Annotated in this window: 14 protein-coding genes and 1 tRNA gene; 8 read left to right on the top strand and 7 right to left on the bottom strand. The window is 75.4% G+C overall.

The window, feature by feature from the left end; genetic code table 11:
• The first annotated feature begins 2 nt into the window (after positions 1-2).
• The 6 genes from QYM41_RS11995 to QYM41_RS11970 all read left to right on the top strand — a co-directional run bounded on the left by QYM41_RS11995 (position 3) and on the right by QYM41_RS11970 (position 6,724).
• Positions 3-2,174, top strand: coding sequence for an ATP-binding protein (locus QYM41_RS11995; protein WP_368799986.1), 2,172 nt, complete (start codon positions 3-5; stop codon positions 2,172-2,174).
• Entirely contained in the window at positions 2,171-3,331 is a 1,161-nt protein-coding gene (locus QYM41_RS11990) for an acyl-CoA dehydrogenase family protein (RefSeq protein ID WP_368799985.1), read from the top strand. The genes QYM41_RS11995 and QYM41_RS11990 overlap by 4 nt, the downstream gene beginning before the upstream one ends.
• 10 nt (positions 3,332-3,341) lie before the next feature.
• The gene (locus tag QYM41_RS11985) at positions 3,342-3,866 is read left to right on the top strand and encodes a MaoC family dehydratase (protein ID WP_368799984.1); all 525 of its coding nucleotides are present in this window, start codon (positions 3,342-3,344) and stop codon (positions 3,864-3,866) included.
• A complete protein-coding gene (locus tag QYM41_RS11980; RefSeq protein WP_368799983.1) occupies positions 3,863-4,684 on the top strand; it encodes an HpcH/HpaI aldolase/citrate lyase family protein in 822 nt (273 codons plus the stop codon). Before QYM41_RS11985 ends, QYM41_RS11980 begins: the two co-directional genes overlap by 4 nt.
• Positions 4,685-4,789: 105 nt before the next feature.
• Positions 4,790-5,614 carry an electron transfer flavoprotein subunit beta/FixA family protein gene (locus QYM41_RS11975; RefSeq protein WP_368799982.1) on the top strand — a complete coding sequence of 275 codons (825 nt, stop codon included), beginning with the start codon at positions 4,790-4,792 and terminating at the stop codon, positions 5,612-5,614.
• Between the two features lie 81 nt (positions 5,615-5,695).
• Positions 5,696-6,724: an electron transfer flavoprotein subunit alpha/FixB family protein gene (locus QYM41_RS11970; RefSeq protein WP_368799981.1), complete on the top strand. Its 1,029-nt coding sequence runs from the start codon at positions 5,696-5,698 to the stop codon at positions 6,722-6,724.
• 33 nt (positions 6,725-6,757) lie between these two features.
• On the opposite strand, the gene selB is transcribed toward QYM41_RS11970, so the two are convergent.
• The 3 genes from selB to QYM41_RS11955 form a co-directional block, all read right to left on the bottom strand.
• Positions 6,758-8,548, bottom strand: a complete 1,791-nt coding sequence (gene selB / locus QYM41_RS11965) for a selenocysteine-specific translation elongation factor (RefSeq protein ID WP_368800002.1) — start codon at positions 8,546-8,548, stop codon at positions 6,758-6,760.
• A 2-nt stretch (positions 8,549-8,550) separates the two neighbouring features.
• Positions 8,551-9,888 carry an L-seryl-tRNA(Sec) selenium transferase gene (gene selA / locus QYM41_RS11960; protein ID WP_368799980.1) on the bottom strand — a complete coding sequence of 446 codons (1,338 nt, stop codon included), beginning with the start codon at positions 9,886-9,888 and terminating at the stop codon, positions 8,551-8,553.
• A 49-nt stretch (positions 9,889-9,937) separates the two neighbouring features.
• Positions 9,938-10,032, bottom strand: a tRNA-Sec gene (locus QYM41_RS11955).
• 41 nt (positions 10,033-10,073) lie between these two features.
• Between QYM41_RS11955 and selD the strand changes: the two genes are divergently transcribed.
• Entirely contained in the window at positions 10,074-11,093 is a 1,020-nt protein-coding gene (selD, locus tag QYM41_RS11950) for a selenide, water dikinase SelD (RefSeq protein WP_368799979.1), read from the top strand.
• A gap of 27 nt (positions 11,094-11,120) precedes the next feature.
• Here selD and nrfD read toward each other — a convergent pair whose 3' ends face one another.
• From nrfD to QYM41_RS11930, 4 genes are all read right to left on the bottom strand, one after another.
• Entirely contained in the window at positions 11,121-12,215 is a 1,095-nt protein-coding gene (gene nrfD, locus QYM41_RS11945) for an NrfD/PsrC family molybdoenzyme membrane anchor subunit (RefSeq protein ID WP_368799978.1), read from the bottom strand.
• Positions 12,212-13,216, bottom strand: a complete 1,005-nt coding sequence (locus QYM41_RS11940; RefSeq protein WP_368799977.1) for a 4Fe-4S dicluster domain-containing protein — start codon at positions 13,214-13,216, stop codon at positions 12,212-12,214. The genes nrfD and QYM41_RS11940 overlap by 4 nt, the downstream gene beginning before the upstream one ends.
• Entirely contained in the window at positions 13,216-16,587 is a 3,372-nt protein-coding gene (gene fdh / locus QYM41_RS11935; RefSeq protein ID WP_368799976.1) for a formate dehydrogenase, read from the bottom strand. The genes QYM41_RS11940 and fdh overlap by 1 nt, the downstream gene beginning before the upstream one ends.
• Positions 16,588-16,683: 96 nt before the next feature.
• Positions 16,684-17,925, bottom strand: coding sequence for a heparan-alpha-glucosaminide N-acetyltransferase domain-containing protein (locus QYM41_RS11930; protein WP_368799975.1), 1,242 nt, complete (start codon positions 17,923-17,925; stop codon positions 16,684-16,686).
• A 628-nt stretch (positions 17,926-18,553) separates the two neighbouring features.
• Between QYM41_RS11930 and QYM41_RS11925 the strand changes: the two genes are divergently transcribed.
• On the top strand, positions 18,554-20,179 hold the full coding sequence (locus QYM41_RS11925) for a peptide ABC transporter substrate-binding protein (protein WP_368799974.1): 1,626 nt from the start codon (positions 18,554-18,556) through the stop codon (positions 20,177-20,179).
• Positions 20,180-20,258 lie beyond the last annotated feature (79 nt).

Here is a 20,258-nt window from a genome sequence, read left to right as displayed (position 1 = left end):
CCGTGACCGGTCAGCCGTTCGACGTCGTCCTCGTGGCCAACCGCGGGGAGATCGCCCGCCGGGTCCTCCGCACCCTCCGGGAGCTGGGGATCCGCTCGGTCGCGGTCTACAGCGAGGCCGACCGGGACGCCGTGCACGTGCGCGAGGCCGACGTCGCCGTGTGCCTGGGCCCGGCCGCCCCGGCGCAGAGCTATCTGCGCATCGACGCCGTGCTCGAGGCGGCCCGGGCCACCGGCGCGCAGGCGATCCACCCCGGCTACGGGTTCCTGTCCGAGAACGCCGACTTCGCCCGGGCGTGCGCCGCCGCCGGGATCGTGTTCGTCGGTCCCGGCGTGGCGGCCCTCGAGACCATGGGCGACAAGATCCGCGCCAAGCAGCACGTGTCCGCCGCCGGGGTGCCCGTGGTCGCCGGGGTCTCGGAGCCAGGGCTCGACGACGACGCCCTGGTCGCCGCGGCCGCCGGGATGACGTACCCGATCCTGATCAAGCCCTCGGCCGGAGGCGGCGGCAAGGGCATGCACGTGGTGGCCGCCCCGGACGAGCTGCCGGAGTCCCTGGCCGCGGCCCGCCGGGTGGCCGCGGCCGCGTTCGGGGACGACACCCTGCTGCTCGAGCAGCTGATCGAGTCCCCCCGGCACATCGAGGTGCAGGTCCTCGCCGACGCCCACGGGGCCGTGGTGCACCTGGGGGAGCGGGAGTGCTCCCTGCAGCGGCGGCACCAGAAGGTCGTCGAGGAGGCGCCCTCCCCGCTGCTGGACCCCGCCGCCCGGGAGCGGATGGGGGAGGCCGCCTGCCGGGTGGCGCGCTCCGTGGGCTACACGGGGGCGGGCACGGTGGAGTTCCTGGTGCCCGCCGCCCGGCCCGGGACCTTCTTCTTCATGGAGATGAACACCCGCCTGCAGGTGGAGCACCCCGTCACCGAGCTGGTCACGGGCGTGGACCTCGTGGCGCAGCAGCTCCGCGTGGCCGCGGGCGCGCCGCTGGAGCTGGTGCAGGAGGACGTGGTGCTCACCGGGCACGCGGTCGAGGCCCGGCTCTACGCCGAGGACCCCGCCTCCGGCTTCCTGCCCACGGCCGGGACCGTGCTGGCGCTGGAGGAGGCCTCCGGCCCGGGGATCCGGGTGGACTCCGCGTTGGCGCCGGGCCTGGAGGTGGGCTCGGACTACGACCCCCTGCTCGCCAAGGTGGTCGCCTGGGGCGCCGACCGGGCCCAGGCCCTCGACCGGCTCGACCGGGCCCTGGCCCGGACCGTGGTGCTCGGCGTGGGCACCAACACCGCGTACCTGCGCGCCCTGCTCGCCGACCCCGCCGTGCGCGCCGGGGACCTGGACACCACCCTCATCGAGCGGCGCCTGCCGGAGCCGGCGCGCACCGCCCCGGACGGGACCCACTACGCCGCGGCGGCCGCGTTCCTGCAGCGGCGCGGGGCCGGCGGACGGCCCGCGGACACCGGCCCCTGGGCCCGCCCGGACGGCTGGCGGCCCACCGGCCGCGCCCGGCCCGCGGTGGTGCTGGCCCACGGGCTCGAGGAGCCCCGCAGGACGGCCGTGGACCCCGCCGTGCGCCTGAGCCCGCTGCCGGGCCGCCCGGCCGCGCACCTGCTCGAGACCGGCGGCACGGCGCGGGTGGTCCACCTCGCCGCCGCCTCCGGCGGGGACAGCGTCTGGGTCGGCGAGGGCGGCACCGCCCACGAACTGCGGGTGCTGTCCCGCGGGGCCCGGCTCGAGCGGGTCCTCGCCGCCCTGGAGCGGGCGAGCGGGCCCGCCGCCCCGGAGCTGCACGCGCCCATGCCCGGCACCGTCGTGGCCGTCCCCGCGGCCGACGGGGAGCGGGTCGCCGAGGGCCGGACCGTGGTGGTGGTCGAGGCCATGAAGATGGAGCACCGCCTGACCGCCCCCACCGCCGGCACCGTGGAGCTCTCCGTCCGGGTGGGCGAGCAGGTGCGGCTGCACCAGCTGCTGGCCCGCGTGGTCCCCGACGTCGTCGCCGGTCCGGACCCCCGGGACGTCGTCCCCGGCGGATCCGCGGGGGACGTCCGCGGCGACCGCCCCCGCGACGTCCGCGACGACGTGCCCGAGGGCGCCCCCGGCGCGCCGCCCGGTGCCGCCCCGCCCGCCCCCGGCACCCACCGGCAGTCCGAGTCCCGCCCGACCGACCAGGAGCGCACCCCATGAACTTCGAGCTCGACGAGGAGCACCAGGACCTCTCCGACACCGTCCGCGACTTCGCCGACGAGGTGATCGCCCCGGTCTCCGCGCGCTACGACGCCGCCCACGAGTTCCCCTACGAGATCGTGGCGCAGATGGGCGAGATGGGCCTGTTCGGCCTGCCCTTCCCCGAGGAGTACGGGGGGATGGGCGGGGACTCCTTCGCCCTGTGCCTGGCGCTGGAGCAGATCGCCCGGGTCGACCAGTCCGTGGCCATCACCCTCGAGGCCGGCGTGTCGCTGGGCGCCATGCCGATCTTCCGCTTCGGCACCGAGGAGCAGAAGCAGCAGTGGCTCCCGGACCTCGCCGCGGGCCGGGCGCTCGCCGGGTTCGGCCTCACCGAGCCGGAGGCCGGCTCCGACGCCGGGGGCACCCGCACCACCGCCCGGCGGGAGGACGGGCAGTGGGTGGTCGACGGCGCCAAGGAGTTCATCACCAACTCCGGCACCGACATCAGCCGCCTGGTGAACGTCACCGCCGTCACCGGCACCACCGAGCTGCCGGACGGACGGGTCCGCAAGGACATCTCCACGATCATCGTCCCCACGGACACCCCCGGCTTCCGCGCGGAGAAGGCCTATGACAAGGTGGGCTGGAACGCCTCGGACACCCACCCGCTGTCCTTCCGGGACGTGCGGGTCCCCGAGGAGAACCTGCTGGGGGAGGAGGGCCGCGGCTACGCGAACTTCCTCTCGATCCTCGACGAGGGGCGCATCGCCATCGCGGCCCTGGCCACCGGGGCGGCCCAGGGCTGCGTCGAGGAGTCGGTGCGCTACGCCCAGGAGCGGCAGTCCTTCGGCCGCCCCATCGGCGCGAACCAGGCCGTCTCCTTCCGGATCGCCCGGATGCAGGCCCGCGCGCACACCGCCCGGCTGGCCTACTACGACGCCGCGTCCCGGATGCTCGCCGGCCGCCCGTTCAAGACGCAGGCCGCGATCGCCAAGCTCGTGGCCGGGGAGGCCGCGATGGACAACGCCCGGGACGCCACCCAGGTCTTCGGCGGCTACGGGTTCATCAACGAGTTCCGGGTGGCCCGCCACTACCGGGACGCCAAGATCCTCGAGGTCGGCGAGGGCACCACCGAGGTGCAGCTCATGCTCATCGCCCGCGAGCTCGGACTGTGAGGGGACGGCCGTGAGCACGGAGCGCAGGGTGGTCCGCCAGCGCGGACTGTGGTTCGAGGAGTTCGAGGTCGGCACCGTCTACGAGCACGCCCCGGGGCGGACCCTCACCGAGGCGGACAACGTGCTGTTCACGACCCTCACCATGAACACCCAGTCCCTGCACCTGGACGCCGCCTGGTCAGCCCGCCAGCCGTTCGGCGAGCGGCTCGTGAACTCGATGCTCACCCTCTCGACCCTCGTGGGCGCCTCCGTGGCCCAGCTGACGCAGGGCACCATCGTGGCGAACCTCGGCTTCGAGGAGGTCGCCTTCCCGCACCCGCTCCACCACGGGGACACCCTGTACTCGTCCTCCGAGGTCCTCGGCACCCGCCCCTCCGCCTCCCGGCCCGGGCAGGGGATCGTGCGGATCCAGCACGTGGGCCGCAACCAGGACGGCGTCGTGGTCGCCCGGTGCACCCGCTCGGTGCTCGTGTGGTCCCGCGACGCCGCCCCGCCGTGGCACCCCCCGGCGGGACCACCGGAGGAGACCCGATGACCGACCCGTTCACCCTCGGCCCGGCCCTGCTGTTCTGCCCGGCCGACCGCCCCGAGCGCTACGCCACGGCCGCCGAGCGCGCCGACGCCGTGATCCTCGACCTCGAGGACGCCGTGGCGCCGTCCGCCAAGCCCGCGGCCCGGGACGCCCTCGTGGCCACCCCCCTGGATCCCGCCCGCACGATCGTGCGGATCAACGCCGAGGACACCGAGGACTTCGCCCACGACCTCGTGGCGCTGCGGCACACCGCGTACACCACGGTGATGCTGCCCAAGGCCGTCTCCGCCGAGCGGCTCGCCGTGGCCGCGGAGCTGGGCCTGCACCGCGTCGTCGCCCTGTGCGAGACCGCCCAGGGCGTGGTCAACGCCGCCGAGATCGCCCGGTCCCCCAACGTCGTCGCGCTGATGTGGGGCGCCGAGGACCTCGTGGCCTCGCTCGGGGGCAGCTCGTCCCGGCGCCGGGACGGTGCCTACCGGGACGTGGCCCGCCACGCCCGCGCCGCCGTCCTGCTCGCGGCGGGCGCCGCCGGCCGGCCCGCGATCGACGCGGTGCACCTCGACCTCGCCGACCAGGACGGGCTGCACGAGGAGGCCCTCGACGCCGTGGCCTCCGGGTTCGCGGCCACCGCCTGCCTCCACCCGGACCAGGTCGGGACCGTCCGTGCCGCCTACCGGCCCTCCGCGGAGGAGGTCGAGGCCGCCCGCGAGCTGCTCGAGGCCGCCGGCCGCACCCCCGGGGTCTTCACGTTCCGCGGCCGGATGGTCGACGCGCCCCTGCTCCGCCACGCCGAGCGGCTCGTGCGCCGTGCGGAGCCCTGAGCTCCGCCCCCCGCCCCGCACGAGCCGCCCGTCCCGTCCCGTCCCGTCCCGTCCCGTCCCGTCCTGTCCTGTCCTGTTCCGTTCCGTTCCGTTCCGGAGGAGAGCATGAGCCAGCCCCTGACGATCGTCGTCCCGGTCAAGCACGTCCCCGACGCGGCGGGGGAGCGCGTCCTCGCCGGCAGCCCGCCCGTGGTCGACCGCTCGGCCGGGATCCTCTCCGAGCTCGACGAGTACCCCCTCGAGGCCGCCCTGCAGATCGTCGGGACGCACGGCGGCACCGCGGCCGGCCACCGCGTGCTGGCGCTCACCATGGGGCCGGCCGGCGCGACGGGCGCGCTCAAGCGCGCCCTCCAGCTGGGCGCCGACGCCGGGTACCACGTGCTCGACGACGCCCTCGCCGGCTCCGACGCCTGGGTCACCGCCCGCGTGCTCGCCGCCGCGGTCGAGGAGATCGCCCGCGCCGAGGACCGCACCGTGGACCTCGTGCTCACGGGCATGGCCTCCACGGACGGCGAGACGTCCCTGGTCCCCGGCCAGCTGGCCGAACGGCTCGGCCTCGCCCACGTGGGCTCCGCGAGCTCCCTGGCGCTGGCCGAGGACGGCGCCTCGCTTGCGGCCACCCGGCGCACCGAGACCGAGGCCCTGCAGGTCGTCGCGGACCTCCCGGCGCTCGTGGCCGTGACCGACCAGGCCAACACCCCGCGCTACCCGACCTTCAAGGCGATCGTGGCGGCCAAGAAGAAGCCCGTCCGGACGTGGTCGGCCGCCGACCTCGGCCTGGACGCCGCCGCCGTGGGCCTCGCGGGCTCGCGCACCGAGGTGCTGGACGCCGTGCCGCGCCCGCCCCGGACCGCCGGGCAGATCGTGCGCGACGAGGGCGAGGGCGGCATCCGCCTCGCCGAGTTCCTCGTGGCCCGCAAGCTCGTCTGAGCCCGCCCGCACCCCACCGCACGGCGGCACCGCCCCGGACCCGCAACGCCCGCGCCCGCACCGGGCAGGAGGAGGACGACCATGACCACCACCACCGACCCCGGCCCCTCGGGGACCCCGGGGCCGACCACCGTCCTGGTGGTGCTCGGCGGCCCGGACCGGCTGCGCCGCGCGGACCGGGAGCTGCTCGTGCTCGCCGGCGGCCTGGGCACCACGCACGTCGTCGTGCCGGACGCGCCCCACGACACCCTGCTCGACGCGCTCGCCGGCCACGCGGTGCACACCGTGCACGCCCCGGAGACCGGGCCCGGGGACCGGCTCACCACCCCCGCGGTCGCGCTCACCGAGGCCGCCGCCCGCGAGGCCGGCGCCACGGTGCTCCTGCTCGCCGCCGGGCCCGAGGCCACGGACGTGGCGGCGCGCCTCGGCGTGCGGCTCGGGGCCGGGGTGGTCACCGACGCGGTGGCCCTCGACGCCGACCTCGTCGCCACCAAGTCCGTGCTCGCCGGCGGCTGGACCACCCGCTGCCGGGCCACGAGCCCGGTGCTCGTCGCGACCGTCCGCCCGAACTCGGTGGAGCTCCCCTCCGACGTCCCCTCCGACGTCCCCGCCGACGCCACCGCGGCGGTGCCGACCGGGGCGGATCGCCCCCGCGTGCGCACGCACGCCGTGGAGGACACGGCGCCCGCCGCGCGGGTGGTGGGCCGGACCGCGCTGCCCGCCACCGGGCGCCCGGCCCTGGCCGAGGCCCGCGTGGTCGTGGCCGGCGGCCGCGGCACGGGCGGGGACTTCGGCCCGCTCGAGGAACTCGCGGACGCCCTCGGCGGGGCCATCGGCGCCTCCCGGGCGGCGGTGGACGCGGGCTGGGCCGGACCCGAGGCGCAGGTGGGACAGACCGGGCACACCGTGTCCCCGGAGCTCTACGTCTCGTGCGGGATCTCCGGGGCCGTCCAGCAGCGCACGGGGATGCAGACGGCGGGAACGATCGTGGCCGTGAACAAGGACGAGCAGGCACCGATCTTCGAGATCGCCGACCTCGGCATCGTGGGCGACCTGAGGACGGTACTGCCCCAGGCGGTCGCGCACCTCCGGGCGCTGCGCGGGGAGTAGGCGCCGGGACCCCCGCCCGTCCGGGCTAGCTAGCTAGCGCACCACCGTCCGGTGCCCGGCGTCCAGCCGGCGGGTCCAGCCGCGGGCGTCGAGGTGCTCGAGCAGGGGGATCGCGACGCGCCGGGTGGTGCCGAGCGCCTGGCGCGCCTGGCTCGTGGTGAAGGGCTGCGGCAGTCCGGCGAGCTCGCGCATCGCCAGGGCGGGGGCGGTGGGCAGCAGCACCACGCCGTCCCGCAGGCGCAGCAGCCGGCCCGTCCGCTCGGCCGCGGCGAGCTCCCGGGCGCCGAGCCGCAGCGCCGCCAGGTCGTCGGCCTCCGGGCTGCGGAAGGGCTCGGCGCCGAGCCGGCGCTCCAGCTCGAGCACCGCGTTCTCGTGGGCCCCGAGACCCCCGTGGTGGTGCGGGGAGCGGATGTGCCCGCCGTCCTGCGCCAGCCCGGCGCCCCGGACCACGGGCTCGACCAGCGCGGCGTCCGGCAGCCCGAGGAGGTCGCGGGCCGCACCCCGGGAGAGCCCCGCCGCCAGCGGGTCCCGGGCGTGCAGCTCGTCCACCGCGGTGCGCAGGCGCCGCGTCCAGGACTCCAGCGCCGGGGCGTGCACCCACCAGTCGCCGAGTACGTGCACGCCGGCCGGCGGGGCGGCCGCGCCGTCCGGCAGCAGCCCGAGGCGGTGCAGGTGCTGGGCCCGCACCGCGCCGCGGCGGGACACCTCCACCAGGACGTCCCCGCGCACGTCCATCCCGGCCAGCCGGGCGGCCCGGCGGGCGCGGTCGCCGCGCCGGCCCAGCCCCGGCGGGTCGGCGTCGAGGACCTGGGCGCCGCCGAGCACCGCGCGGCTGCCCGGGTCGCGGAGCACCAGCCGGTCCCCGAGGACCAGGGGCAGGGGGCGGTCGAGGACCAGCCGGGCGTGCTCGTCGTCGAACGGGCTCAGCCGAGCCGGCACCGCCGCGGTGCCGGCGTGGACCACCAGGTGCCCGGCCGTGTCCGAGAACGCGGGCCCGATGCTGCGGCGGACGTCGAGGACGCCGGTGAGCGGCCACGTGCCGGGGGTGACCAAGGCGTCCCCGCGGCGCACGTCGGCGGCGGAGACCCCGCGCAGGTTCAGCGCCACGCGCGCGTACGGCTCCAGCGCGGTGTGCGGCACGTTGCGGCTGTGCATGCCCCGGACCACGACCGGCACGGTCCCCTCGTGACCGAGCAGGTGCAGCCGGTCGCCCTGCCGGAGCGAGCCCGTGGTGAGCGTGCCGGTCACCACCGTGCCGGAGCCGGTGATGGTGAAGGACCGGTCCACCCACAGCCGCAGCCGTCCCTCGTCCGGGGCGGGCCCCCGCGTCAGCACCTCGTCCAGGGCCGCCCGCAGTTCGGCCAGGCCCGTGCCCTCGAGGGCCGAGACGGTGACCACGGGGGCGTCGCGCAGGCCGGTCCCCGCCAGCTCCGCGCGGACCTGGGCGAGCACCTCCCCGGTGCGCCCGGGCGCCCGGTCGGCCCGGGTGAGGACCACCACGCCGTGCTCGATGCCCAGGGCCGCGACGGCGTCGCGGTGGTCGCCGGACTGGGCCTGCCACCCCTCGTCGGCCGCGACGACGAAGCACACGACCGGAGCGGGCCCGAGACCCGCGAGCATGTTGCCGAGGAAGCGCTCGTGGCCCGGGACGTCCACGAAAGCGACCTCGGCCCCGGACGGCAGCGTGGTCCAGGCGTAGCCCAGGTCGATGGTCAGCCCGCGGCGGCGCTCCTCCTCCCACCGGTCCGGCTCCATCCCGGTGAGGGCCCGCACCAGGGTGCTCTTGCCGTGGTCGACGTGCCCGGCCGTGGCGACGACGTGCACGGTCACCGGGCACGTCCGGGGACGGGCTCCGCGGCGCCGAGGGCGGCCAGGGCCGCCTGCACCGCCGCGCGCAGGCGGTCGTCGTCGGACTCGGGCACGCAGCGCAGGTCCAGCAGGCACGCGTGGTCGTGGACCCGGGGGAGCACAGCGGGGCGGCCGGCGCGCAGCAGCGGGGCCGCCGCCTCGGGCAGCCGCACCGCCCACCCGGGCAGGGGCACGCCGGGCGCGCCGCCGCCGCCCACCCGGCCGTCGTGGGCGACCACCGGGGCGCCGACGGCCGCACCGAGCCGTTCGGCCCGGTCCCGCAGCGTGTCCGGGTCCGCGTGCAGTGCGTCCGCCACCGGTGTCGGCCCGCCCGTGAGGGTGGCCTCGAGGGCGGCGAGCGCGAGCTTGTCGGCGCGGACGGCCCGGGCGAGAGGGTGGGCGGCCATCCGGGCCAGCACGTCCGGGGTGCCGAGGACCAGCCCGGCCTGGGGGCCACCGAGCAGCTTGTCGCCGCTGGCGATGACCGCGTCGGCGCCGGCCTCCAGGGCGGAGGCGGCATCGGGCTCGGACGGCAGGTGCGGGTCGGGCACCAGCAGCCCGCTGCCGAGGTCGGCCACCAGCGGCACGCCGTGGGCCCGGGCCAGCAGCCGCAGCTCGCCGACCTCGACGCCCGAGGTGAAGCCCTCCAGCCGGAAGTTGCTGGGGTGCACTTTCAGGAGGCAGCCGGTGTCCGGGCCGATCGCCTCGGCGTAGTCGCGCAGGTGGGTGCGGTTGGTCGTGCCCACCTCCCGCAGCCGGGCGCCGGTCGACTCGATCAGCTCCGGCAGCCGGAAGCCGGCCCCGATCTCGACGAGCTCGCCGCGGCTGATCACGACCTCGCGGCCGGCGGACAGGGCCGTGGTGGCCAGCACCAGGGCGGCCGCCCCGTTGTTGACGACCAGCGCGTCCCGGGCCGGGGGGCAGGCGGCGAGCAGGGCCGCCCGGGCCCCGGCGCCGCGGCGGGAGCGGGTGCCCGTGCCCAGGTCCAGCTCCACGTCGACGTACCCGCCGGCCGTGCGCACCGCGTCCAGGGCGGCCCCGGACAGCGGGGCGCGGCCCAGGTTGGTGTGCACCACCACGCCGGTAGCGTTGAGCACCGGGGTCAGGCTCGACGCGGAGCAGGTGTCCAGGGCGGCCAGCACGGACGGCTCGACGTCCCCGGGGGCGATCTCGCCCCGCCGGGCCCGGTCCTGGGCCTCGCGCACCACCGCGCGGACGACGTCGTCGCTCAGCCGCTCGCGGGCCCGGCGGACGGCCGGCAGACCCAGGAGCTGGTCGGTGCGCGGGATGAGGCGCCGCGGGTCGTCCAGGGCCACAGGTCCTCCTCGTCGCGCGGCACGCCGTGCGGATGGGCGGTGCAGGAGTTGGCGGAGGCGGACGGGAATCGAACCCGCCAGACCGAGGTGCTCGGTCTCACCGGTTTTGAAGACCGGGGGGCCCACCAGGACCCGGACGCCTCCGCCACCCAACCTAGCACCGCCGTCACCAGTAGGCTGACGGCATGGAACAGACCCGGACGCCGACCCCGCCCCCGTCCGTCACCGGAGCGGTCCGGCTGACCGGCTTCGCCCACGGCGGCGGCTGCGCGTGCAAGATCCCGCCCGGCGAGCTCGAGGACGCGGTCCGCGGCCTCACCGGCCAGGCGGGGGCGGGCGTGCTCGTCGGTCTCGACGACGGGGACGACGCCGCGGCCGTCCTGGTCCGCGACGACCTCGCGGTGCTCTCCACCGCCGACTTCTTCACCCCGGTGGTCGACGACGCCTACGACTGGGGCCGGATCGCCGCGGCGAACGCGCTCTCGGACGTCTACGCCATGGGCGGGCGCCCGGTGATGGCGATCAACCTGGTGGGCTGGCCCCGCGACGCCCTGCCGATGGAGCTCCTGACCGAGGTGCTCCGCGGCGGCCTGGCGGTGGCGTCCGAGGCGGGCTGCCCCGTGATCGGGGGGCACTCCATCGACGACCCGGAACCGAAGTACGGGATGGCCGTGACCGGTGTGGCCGACCCGGACCGGCTGCTGCGCAACGACGCCGCCGCGCCGGGGCTGCCCCTGACCCTCACCAAGCCGATCGGCGTGGGGCTGCTCAACAACCGGCACAAGGCGACCGGCGAGGTGTTCGCCGAGGCGGTCGCCACGATGACCCGGCTCAACCGGGACGCGGCCGAGGCGGCGCTGGCGGCCGGGGCCCGGGCGGCCACGGACGTCACCGGCTTCGGCCTGCTCGGGCACCTGCACAAGCTCTGCCGTGCCTCCGGGGTCGGCGCGGTGCTCGAGCGCGGCGCCGTCCCCCTCGTGGAGGGGGCGGCGGAGGCGCTGCGGGACGGTTACGTCTCCGGCGGGACCCGCCGCAACCTCGACTGGGTGCGCCCCCACCTGCGCTCCGCCGCGGGCGTCGACGAGGACGACCTGCTGCTGCTGGCCGACGCGCAGACCTCGGGCGGCCTGCTCGTGGTCGGCGAGGTGCCCGGACACCCCGTGGTGGGTCACACGGTCGCGGGGTCCGGCATCGAGGTCCGCTGAGCCCCGTCCGGGGACGCCGCCGCGTGCTCAGCCGACGGTCGTGATCGAGTCGTCGGTGATCCCGGCGGCGCGCCGCGCGGCCAGGCGGGCCTTCTGCGGCTCGATCGTGTAGCGGGGGTCCACGGCGGAGTGCAGACCGGCCTCCATGACACCGAACCGGGTCAGCGCCGAGGAGGCCATCAGCGCGAGCCCCGAGAGCGCCGCGACGCCCCGGTGCCGTCCGCCCAGCAGCGCGCCGAGACCGCCGGCGACCGCCAGCCGCTCGCTCCACGCGAGCATCGTCCCGGCCTGGCCGTGGTGCAGCGGCTCCGCCGCGACCGGGTCCATCCGGCGCTCCATGAGCTTCGTGGCGACCAGCTCGCCCGCCACCCCCAGCACGGCCAGCCGGCGGGCGGGCCCGGCCTCACGGACCGAGGTGGTGACCATCGCCAGCCCGCCCGAGGCGAGGCTCGCCGAGCTCACGAAGACGAACGCCAGGTCCTCGCGGGCGGCGTTCCAGGTGGGCGTCGCCGTGTCGGAGAGCAGGGCCGCGGTGTAGGCGGCGAGGGGGCCGGCGAAGACCGCGGCCTCGACGCCGGCCGGCCCCTCCACGGCGCGCAGCACCGGGCGCAGCGGGCCCAGCGGCAGACGGGAACCGGCCATCCGGTCGACCTCGGACGCGACCGCGGTCCCCATGCCGGCCCCGAACGCGCTGAGGATCCACGTGCCCATGCTCATCGGCGACGTCGGCTTGAACGTGCGCAGCATGTGCAGGAACCGCTCCGGGCGGCCGAGGTCCGCGACCAGGGCCGCCCCGCCCAGCCCGAGCGCGGTCACCGAGCCCAGCCGGGCGTTGCGGCGCAGCTCGGCCCTGCCGGTGAGCTGGCCGCCGAGCGCGAGCAGCGCGGAGCCGCCGGCCACACCGCCGAGGAACAGGTAGGCCGCGACCTCGTGGCCCCAGGGGGCCGGCTTGACCACGGGGCGCCCGTAGTAGGAGCCGAACTCCGGCTCCGGGACCATGGACATCTCCCGGGAGCCGTCGCCGCCCCCGGCCGCGCCGGCGCCCCGCCGACGGGGGCCGTCCCGCCGGCGGCGCCGCGGCGGCTCGGGCGGGCGGTAGCTGTCGAACTCGGACAGGCTCACGAGCGGCCTCCCGCGAAGGCCACGGCGGCGGCGGCGAGCATGCCCACCGCGGCCAGACCGGCCCGCTGGTACATCCGGGGCAGGTCCGCGGTCGGCACCCGCGGGTCCGGGGGAAGCCCGTAGACCTCCGGCTCGTCGAGGAGCAGGAACACCGATCCGGTGCCGCCGACGCCGTCGAGCTCGTTGGCGCCGTAGAGCCTGGCCTCCGTGCGTCCCTGCGCGTGCATCTCGGCGACCCGGTGCCGGGCCGTCTCGACCATGTCCTCGTGCTCCCCGTACTTGATGGAGGTCGTCGGGCAGGTCTGCGCGCACGCGGGCGTCTGGTCGTCGACCATCCGGTCGTAGCACAGGGTGCACTTCTGGGCGACGCCCACGTTCTTCACCTCGGGCTTTCCCGGCGTGCCCGGCTGCTCGCCCCGTTCCGTCCGCGGGGCGGCGGTGCCGTCGGTGCGCCGCTCGATCACCCCGAACGGGCACCCGGCCACGCACGTCCCGCAGCCGTTGCACACGTCGTCCTGCACCACCACGGTGCCGTGCTCGGTGCGGAACAGCGCCCCGGTCGGGCAGACGTCGAGGCACCCGGCGTGCGTGCAGTGCTTGCAGACGTCGGAGGACATCAGCCAGCGGAACTCCTCGGTGTCCGGCGGGGTGGTGTCCTGGGGATCCGGCGCGGTCCGCGGCTCGGGCGGGCCGACGCGCGGCATGCCCAGGCTCACGAGCTTGCGCCCGGACTCGCGGGCCTCCTCGATGCGCTCGCCGTCCTGCTCGACGAACGCCACGTGCCGCCAGGTGCTGGCACCCAGGGCGCCGGTGTTGTCGTAGGAGGACTCGAGCAGCTGCAGGTCCCCGTCCTGGGGGTTCTGGTTCCACTCCTTGCAGGCCACCTCGCAGGCCTTGCACCCGATGCAGATCGAGGTGTCGGTGAAGAAGCCCTTCCGCGCGTGCCGGTGCTCCCAGTGCGCGTCGGCCGTGGGATCGGTCGGTCCGGCCAGCTGGCCCATCAGTGCTCCCTCGTCGGGTCGGTGGTCGTCTCGGTCCGGCCGGCGGCCGGGTCCGGGCTGCGGTCGCCGCCGCGGCCGGTGCTCGGGACGCCGCCGGGGACGTCGATCCGGGTGTTGCCGGTCTCCACGGTGGCCCCGGCACGCTCCTGGTACTCCCGGACCAGCTCGAGCAGGGCCGGGCCCCGCGGCCGGCGGCCCGGGCGGATGTGGCAGGAGCCCACCTTGGAGTCCTGGATCTGCACGTTGGGCTCGAGGGTCAGGCCGAGCAGGTCGTTGGCGGAGTCGCCGCTGACCACGGCGTCGTCGCCCACGCCCCAGTGGTACGGGAGCCCGATCTGGTGCACGGTCCGCCCGCGGATCGTCAGCGGGTTCATCCGGTCCGTGACCAGCACCCGCACCTCGATCGCCGCCCGGGGCGAGACGATCGTGGCCCAGCCGTACGGCTCCAGCCCGCACTCGGCGGCGAGCTCGGGGGAGACCTCGCAGAACATCTCCGGCTGCAGCTCCGAGAGGTACGGCAGCCAGCGGCTCATGCCGCCGGCGGTGTGGTGCTCCGTGAGCCGGTACGTGGTGAACACGTACGGGTACACGTCTGCGCCCGGGGTCCCCGCGCTTGGGGCGCTGAGGTTGTCCTGGCGTGCGAACAGCACCCGGGCGGGATTGCGCTGCTGGGAGTACAGGGCGTTGGCGACCGGTGACTCCTGCGGCTCGTAGTGCGTGGGCAGCGGCCCGTCCACCACGCCCTTGGGTGCGTAGAGCCAGCCCTTGCCGTCGCTCTGCATGATGAACGGGTCGTCGCCGGCCAGTCCGGCCGCCCCGCCGGCCCCGGGCTCGGGGCGGGTGCCCGGGGCGAGGTGGAGCGGGAAGTCCGGCACGTCGTCCCCGACCCACCGGTTCTGCTCCTCGTCCCACCAGACGTACTTCTTGCGCTCACTCCACGGCCGGCCCTCGGGATCGGCCGAGGCGCGGTTGTAGAGGATCCGGCGGTTGGCCGGCCACGCCCAGCCCCAGTCGGGGGCGGCCGGGCCCTGGTCCCGCCCGGGGGTGCGGGCCGCGGCGTGGTTGACGCCGTCGGCGTAGACCCCCGAGTAGATCCAGCAGCCGCCGGAGGTCGAGCCGTTCGCGCGCATCTCGGTGTACGAGGAGAGGGGGCTCCCGGCGTCCGGGCCGGTGAGGTGGCGGCCGTTGATCTCCGCCAGCACCGCCTCCGGATCCGGTTCGCCGTGCTCGTCCAGGGGGTAGTCCCAGGTGAGGTCCAGCAGCGGGCGGTCGCGCTCGTCCGCGGAGCCGGCCAGCCGCTCCCGCATGATCCGGCCCAGCTCGAAGAAGAACTGGAGCTCGCTCCGGCACTCGCCCGGCGGCGCCACGGCCTGGTGGCGCCACTGCAGCAGCCGCTGGGTCTGCGTGAACGTCCCCGACTTCTCCACGTGCGTGGCCGCGGGCAGGAAGAACACCTCGGTCTCGATGTCCTCGGTGCGCAGCTCGCCCGAGGCGATCTCGGGGCCGTCCTTCCACCAGGTCGCGGACTCGATGAGGTTGAGGTCGCGCACCACCAGCCACTTGAGGTGGGACATGGCCATGCGCTGCATCCGGCCGTTGGAGGAGCCCACCGCGGGGTTCTGGCCGAGCAGGAAGTAGCCCTCCACCTCGTCGTCGAGCATGCTCGTCAGCGTCTGGAAGGTGCCGTGGGCGCCGGTGAGGCGCGGGAGGTAGTCGTAGGCCCAGTCGTTGTCCGCGGTGGCGGCGTCCCCCCACCAGGCCTTGAGCAGGCTCGTCGTGTAGGCACCGGCCTCGGCCCAGTAGCCCTTCTGCTCCTTCGTGGCGATCGCGGCCAGGTAGTCCTCGAAGGTGTCGTGGGTGCCGGCCACCGGCATCGGCAGGTAGCCGGGCAGCAGGTTGAACAGCGTGGGGATGTCGGTGGAGCCCTGGATGCTGGCGTGCCCGCGCAGCGCCATGATCCCTCCGCCGGGCCGGCCCATGTTGCCGAGCAGCAGCTGCAGGATCGCGGCGGTGCGGATGTACTGGGCGCCCAGGCTGTGCTGGGTCCAGCCGACGGCGTAGGCGAAGCACGTGGTGCGCTCGCGCCCGGAGTTCTCGGTCACGGAGCGGGCCAGGTATTCGAAGTCCTCGGGAGCGATGCCGCACACGTCCCGCACCATCTCGGGGGTGTAGCGGGCGTAGTGCCGCTTGAGGATCTGGAACACCGTGCGCGGGTGCTGCAGGCTCTCGTCGCGCTCCACCCGGGAGTTCTCCATCGGGGCGCCCCCGCTGCCCATCTGCTGACCGGCGGCCTCGGGCACGGACTCGGCGCCGTGCTCGGAGTCGCCCGCGGGCCCCGCCACCCGGTCGTCGTCGCCGCGCGCCTCGTAGGCCCACGAGGACATGTCGTACTGCCCGGTCTCGGGGTCGAACCCGGAGAACAGCCCGTCCAGGTCCTCGGCGTCGCGGTAGTCCTCGTCCACGATCGTGGCCGCGTTGGTGTAGGCGCGGACGTACTCCTCGAACCACAGGTCACGGGTGAGCACGTGGTTGATCAGGGCCCCGAGCAGCACGATGTCCGAGCCGGCCCGGATCGGGACGTGCTTGTCAGCGACCGCGGAGGTGCGGGTGAAGCGCGGGTCCACGTGGATGACCCGGGCGCCGCGGGCCTTGGCCTCCGTGACCCACTGGTAGCCCACAGGGTGGCACTCGGCCATGTTGGAGCCCTGGATGACGATGCAGTCGGCGTTGGCCATGTCCTGCAGGGACTGCGTGGCACCGCCACGTCCGAACGAGGCTCCCAGACTGGGAACCGTCGAGGAGTGTCAAATACGGGCCTGGTTCTCGATCTGGATCGCTCCCGCGGCGGTGAACAACTTCTTGATGAGGTAGTTCTCCTCGTTGTCCAGCGTCGCGCCGCCCAGCGAGGCGAAGCCCATCGTACGGCGCAGCGGGCGGCCCTGCTCGTCGGCGTCCTGCCACCCGTTGCGGCGGGCCTCCAGGACACGGTCGGCCACCATCTCCACGGCGGTGGCGAGGTCCAGCCGCTGCCACTCGGTGGCCCGGGGCGCGCGGTAGAGCACCTCGGTCTGCCGGCCGGGCGCGTTGACCAGCTGCTCGCTGGCCGAGCCCTTGGGGCACAGGCGCCCGCGGGAGATCGGGGAGTCGGGGTCGCCCTCGATCTGGACGACCTTCTCGTCCTTGACGTAGACCCGCTGGCCGCAGCCGACCGCGCAGTACGGGCACACGCTCTGCACGACCCGGTCCGCGGTGCTCGTGCGCGGGGCCGTGGCCCGGGTGCGCTCCGAGGTCACGGCGGGGCCGCGGCCCAGCAGGTCGCCCGAGCGGATCTGACGGAGGACCGGCCACTCCAGTGGACTGAATCGTGCCATGGCAGGAGCATAGCCCGCCCGACCGACGTGTGGGCAAGGCCACACCGGGGCGGGTGCGTGCGGCCGGCCTGGTGCGCCGCCCCGCGGCCCGGCCGGCTAGCTCCGCGGGGACCCCGCCGCCCGGTCCGTGCTCCCGAGCACCAGGCGGCGGGTGCCGCGGACGGCCGTGGCGATCACCCGCTCGAGGGGCCCCTGGCCGAAGGCCCGCTGCCACAGCACGGCGAGGACGGCGGCCACGCCCACGTGCACCCCGAACCACAGCAGGCGGTCCTCGTGGTGGACGGCCGCGGCGAGGGCGAGCAGGTGGGCCGAGTACAGGGTGAGGGTGCGGCCGCCCATGGCCGCCAGCGTGGTCCACAGCCGGTTCGGTCGGGCGAGGAGCAGGAAGAGCCCCAGCACGGCCAGGCCGGTGCCGAGGTCCATCAGCAGGGTCACCGGGGTGTTGCTGTGCGGGCCGGGGGTGAGCAGCCACCACCAGGTGGAGGTGGGCAGGTCCGGGCTCGGGCCCCAGACGAGGATCTCGTCGATCTGGTCCTCGCTCAGCCACGGGGTGTGCCGCATCAGCTGGTCGTAGCCTCCGGCCTGGAGCACCAGCACCCAGTAGACGAACCACGCGCCGAGCGCCAGGACCACGCCGAGCACGGCGATCCGGACCCGCACCACGACCTCGTGCAGGTCCGTCCGGCCGAGCAGCAGACCGGCGCACAGGAAGGTCAGGTAGGGAACGGCCGGGTAGGTGCCGGTCAGCAGCACCTGGGCCAGGGCCGCCCCGGGCTCCGCCAGCACGCTGCCGACCGTGGGGTTGGCCGCCGCCGGCGCGGGCAGGGCGGGTCCGAGGACGTGCACGAGCACGGGGCCCAGGACCGCGAGGACCGCCGCCGTGCCCGCCAGGGTGCGGCGGCGCAGGCCCAGCAGCGGGACGGCGAGCAGGAAGAACGCGCCGTAGTAGACCAGGATGCCCAGGGCGGGCGCCGGGGACGGCATGACCTGGTTGATGGACAGCCCGACAGCTGCGATGAGCAGGGCCCGGACCACCAGCCCGGCGCGGGTGGCGGTGAGCGCGCGCCCTCGGTGCGGGGTGCGCCCGCCCGAGGAGAAGGCCAGGCTCATCCCGGCCAGCAGTGCGAACAGCGCCGCGGCCCGGCCCGCGAACAGGCTCCACTGCAGGGTGGGCTCGAAGGTCTCGGGGTCGTAGGCCGGCAGGATGTGGACGGCGATCATCCCGATCAGCGCCAGGCCGCGGGCGGCGTCCACCGCGATGAGGCGGGGTCTGCGGACCGGCGCCGCGTCGGTCGTGCGGGACGCGTCGGTCGTGGGGGCGTGGGTCGTGCGGCTCATGAGGTCTCCGGGGGGCGGGGGTGCGCAGGAGGTGCTGACCGCCGCCGGAGGGGACCGGGGGGTCGTGCGCGGGGCGTGCGCGGGGGGCGCGCGGGCAGGGCGGCCGCGGGGAGGGCCGGGCGGTCTGTCCGGCCGGGCGGGGTGGCCGGCCGGACCTGAGGGGGCGCCGACCGCGGCGCGCCGGGGTGGGGAGCCCGGTGCGGTGGTGGTCCCGAATCCCCCTGGGGCCCCTTCGACCCTAGGAGGCGGAGCCGGTCGTGTCCACCTGACGGGTCGGCGTTGTCGCAGGTCACAGCCGGATGCTGTGCTGCGGTCGGGTGGTCCGCGGTCGGCGCGCAGCGGGCGCGGCCCGTCCGGCCCGGGTCCGCGTGCGGGGAGTCGCACAGTTGTTACGAATGGGTAACTGATACCGCCGGTTCCTGTTTCTTCGGGCGTGTCTGCCTTCGTGTCCCGGCGGCACGTCGTAGGTTGCTTCCTGGGCACGGCGGACGGTGATCTCCGTCACGCCGGGCCCGGAGCCCCGTGCTCCCCGACGTGCGAGCCGCGTGCTCGTCCCGGCGTGGCCCCGTCCCCCGCGGACTGCGAACCCAGCACTCCCGGCGGGCCACTATCGACCATGGAGGAAACGATGAGAACGAAGCGGATCACGGGCACGGCAGCGGTGCTCTCCGGAGCCCTGCTGCTCACCGCGTGCGGCGGTGGCGGCGGTGCCGAGGCCGGCGCCGACGGCGGCGGCACCTTCAGCGTGTACATCGGGGAGCCCGAGAACCCGCTGATCCCCGGCAACACGAACGAGACCGAGGGCGGCCAGGTCGTCGACGCGCTGTGGACCGGTCTCGTCGAGTACGACCGCGAGACCAACGAGGCCGTCTACACCGGCGTCGCGGAGTCCGTGGAGTCCGAGGACCAGAAGACGTGGACGATCACGCTCAAGGACGGCTGGACCTTCCACGACGGCACCCCGGTGACCGCGCAGAGCTACGCCGACACCTGGAACTACGTGGCCAACAGCGAGAACGCCCAGGGCAACTCCTACTTCTTCGCCAACGTCGAGGGCTACGAGGACCTGCAGGCCGAGGAGGGCAAGTCCCCGGCCGGGACCGAGATGTCGGGGCTCGAGGTCGTGGACGACCGGACGCTCCGGGTGACCCTCACCGAGCCGTACGCGCAGTACCCCACCACCCTGGGCTACACCGCGTTCTTCCCGATGCCCCAGGCGTTCTTCGACAACCCGGAGGGCTTCGGCGAGCAGCCGATCGGCAACGGGCCCTTCAAGGCGGACGAGGCGTTCCAGGAGGGGCAGGGCGTCACGCTCACCCGCTACGAGGAGTTCGGCGGGGACGAGCCCGCCAAGGCCGAGGGCGTGGAGTTCCGCGTCTACACCGAGATCAACACGGCCTACAACGACCTCCAGGCCGGCTCCCTCGACGTGGTCGACCAGATCCCGCCGGACGCCATCGCCTCCGCCGAGGACCAGTTCGGGGAGCGGTTCAAGACCACTCCGCGCGGTGACATCACCTCGCTGGGCTTCCCGACCTACGACGAGCGCTTCGCCGACCCGCAGGTCCGCCGGGCCTTCTCGATGGCGATCGACCGGCAGGCGATCACCGACGCGATCTTCCAGGGCTCCCGCACCCCGGCCGCGTCCTTCGTCTCGCCCGTGATCGACGGCCACCGCGAGGACGCCTGCGACGTGTGCGAGCTGAACGTGGAGGAGGCCAACCGCCTCCTCGACGAGGCCGGCTTCGACAAGTCCGAGCCCGTGGACCTGTGGTTCAACGCCGGCGCCGGCCACGAGGAGTGGATGCAGGCCGTGGGCAACCAGCTGCGCGAGAACCTGGGCGTCGAGTACCAGCTGCGCGGCGACCTCCAGTTCGCCGAGTACCTGCCCAAGCAGGACGACAAGGGCATGACCGGGCCGTTCCGCTCGGGCTGGATCATGGACTACCCGGTCATGGAGAACATGCTCGGGCCGACCTACTCGACCGCGGCCCTGCCGCCGGCCGGCTCCAACGTGACCTTCTACTCGAACGAGGAGTTCGACGCGAAGCTGCAGGAGGGCAACGGCGCGGAGTCGATCGACGCCGCGATCCAGGCCTACCAGGAGGCCGAGGACCTGCTCGTGGCCGACATGCCGGCCGCGCCGCTGTTCTTCGGGCTCGTCCAGTACGCGCACTCGGAGAACGTCAGCGACGTGTACGTCAACAGCTTCGGGCGCGTCGAGGTCGAGGACGTCGTCGTCGGCTCGGAGTGACCCGTCCCGGACCCGGGGCGCCCCCACCGGGGCGCCCCGGGTCCGCCCGCGCACCACCTCCGCGCACCACCACCGTTCG

The sequence above is a fragment of the Kocuria oxytropis genome, assembly GCF_040981195.1.
GTDB lineage: Bacteria > Actinomycetota > Actinomycetes > Actinomycetales > Micrococcaceae > Kocuria > Kocuria oxytropis.
This window is presented reverse-complemented; position numbering and strand designations above follow the sequence as displayed.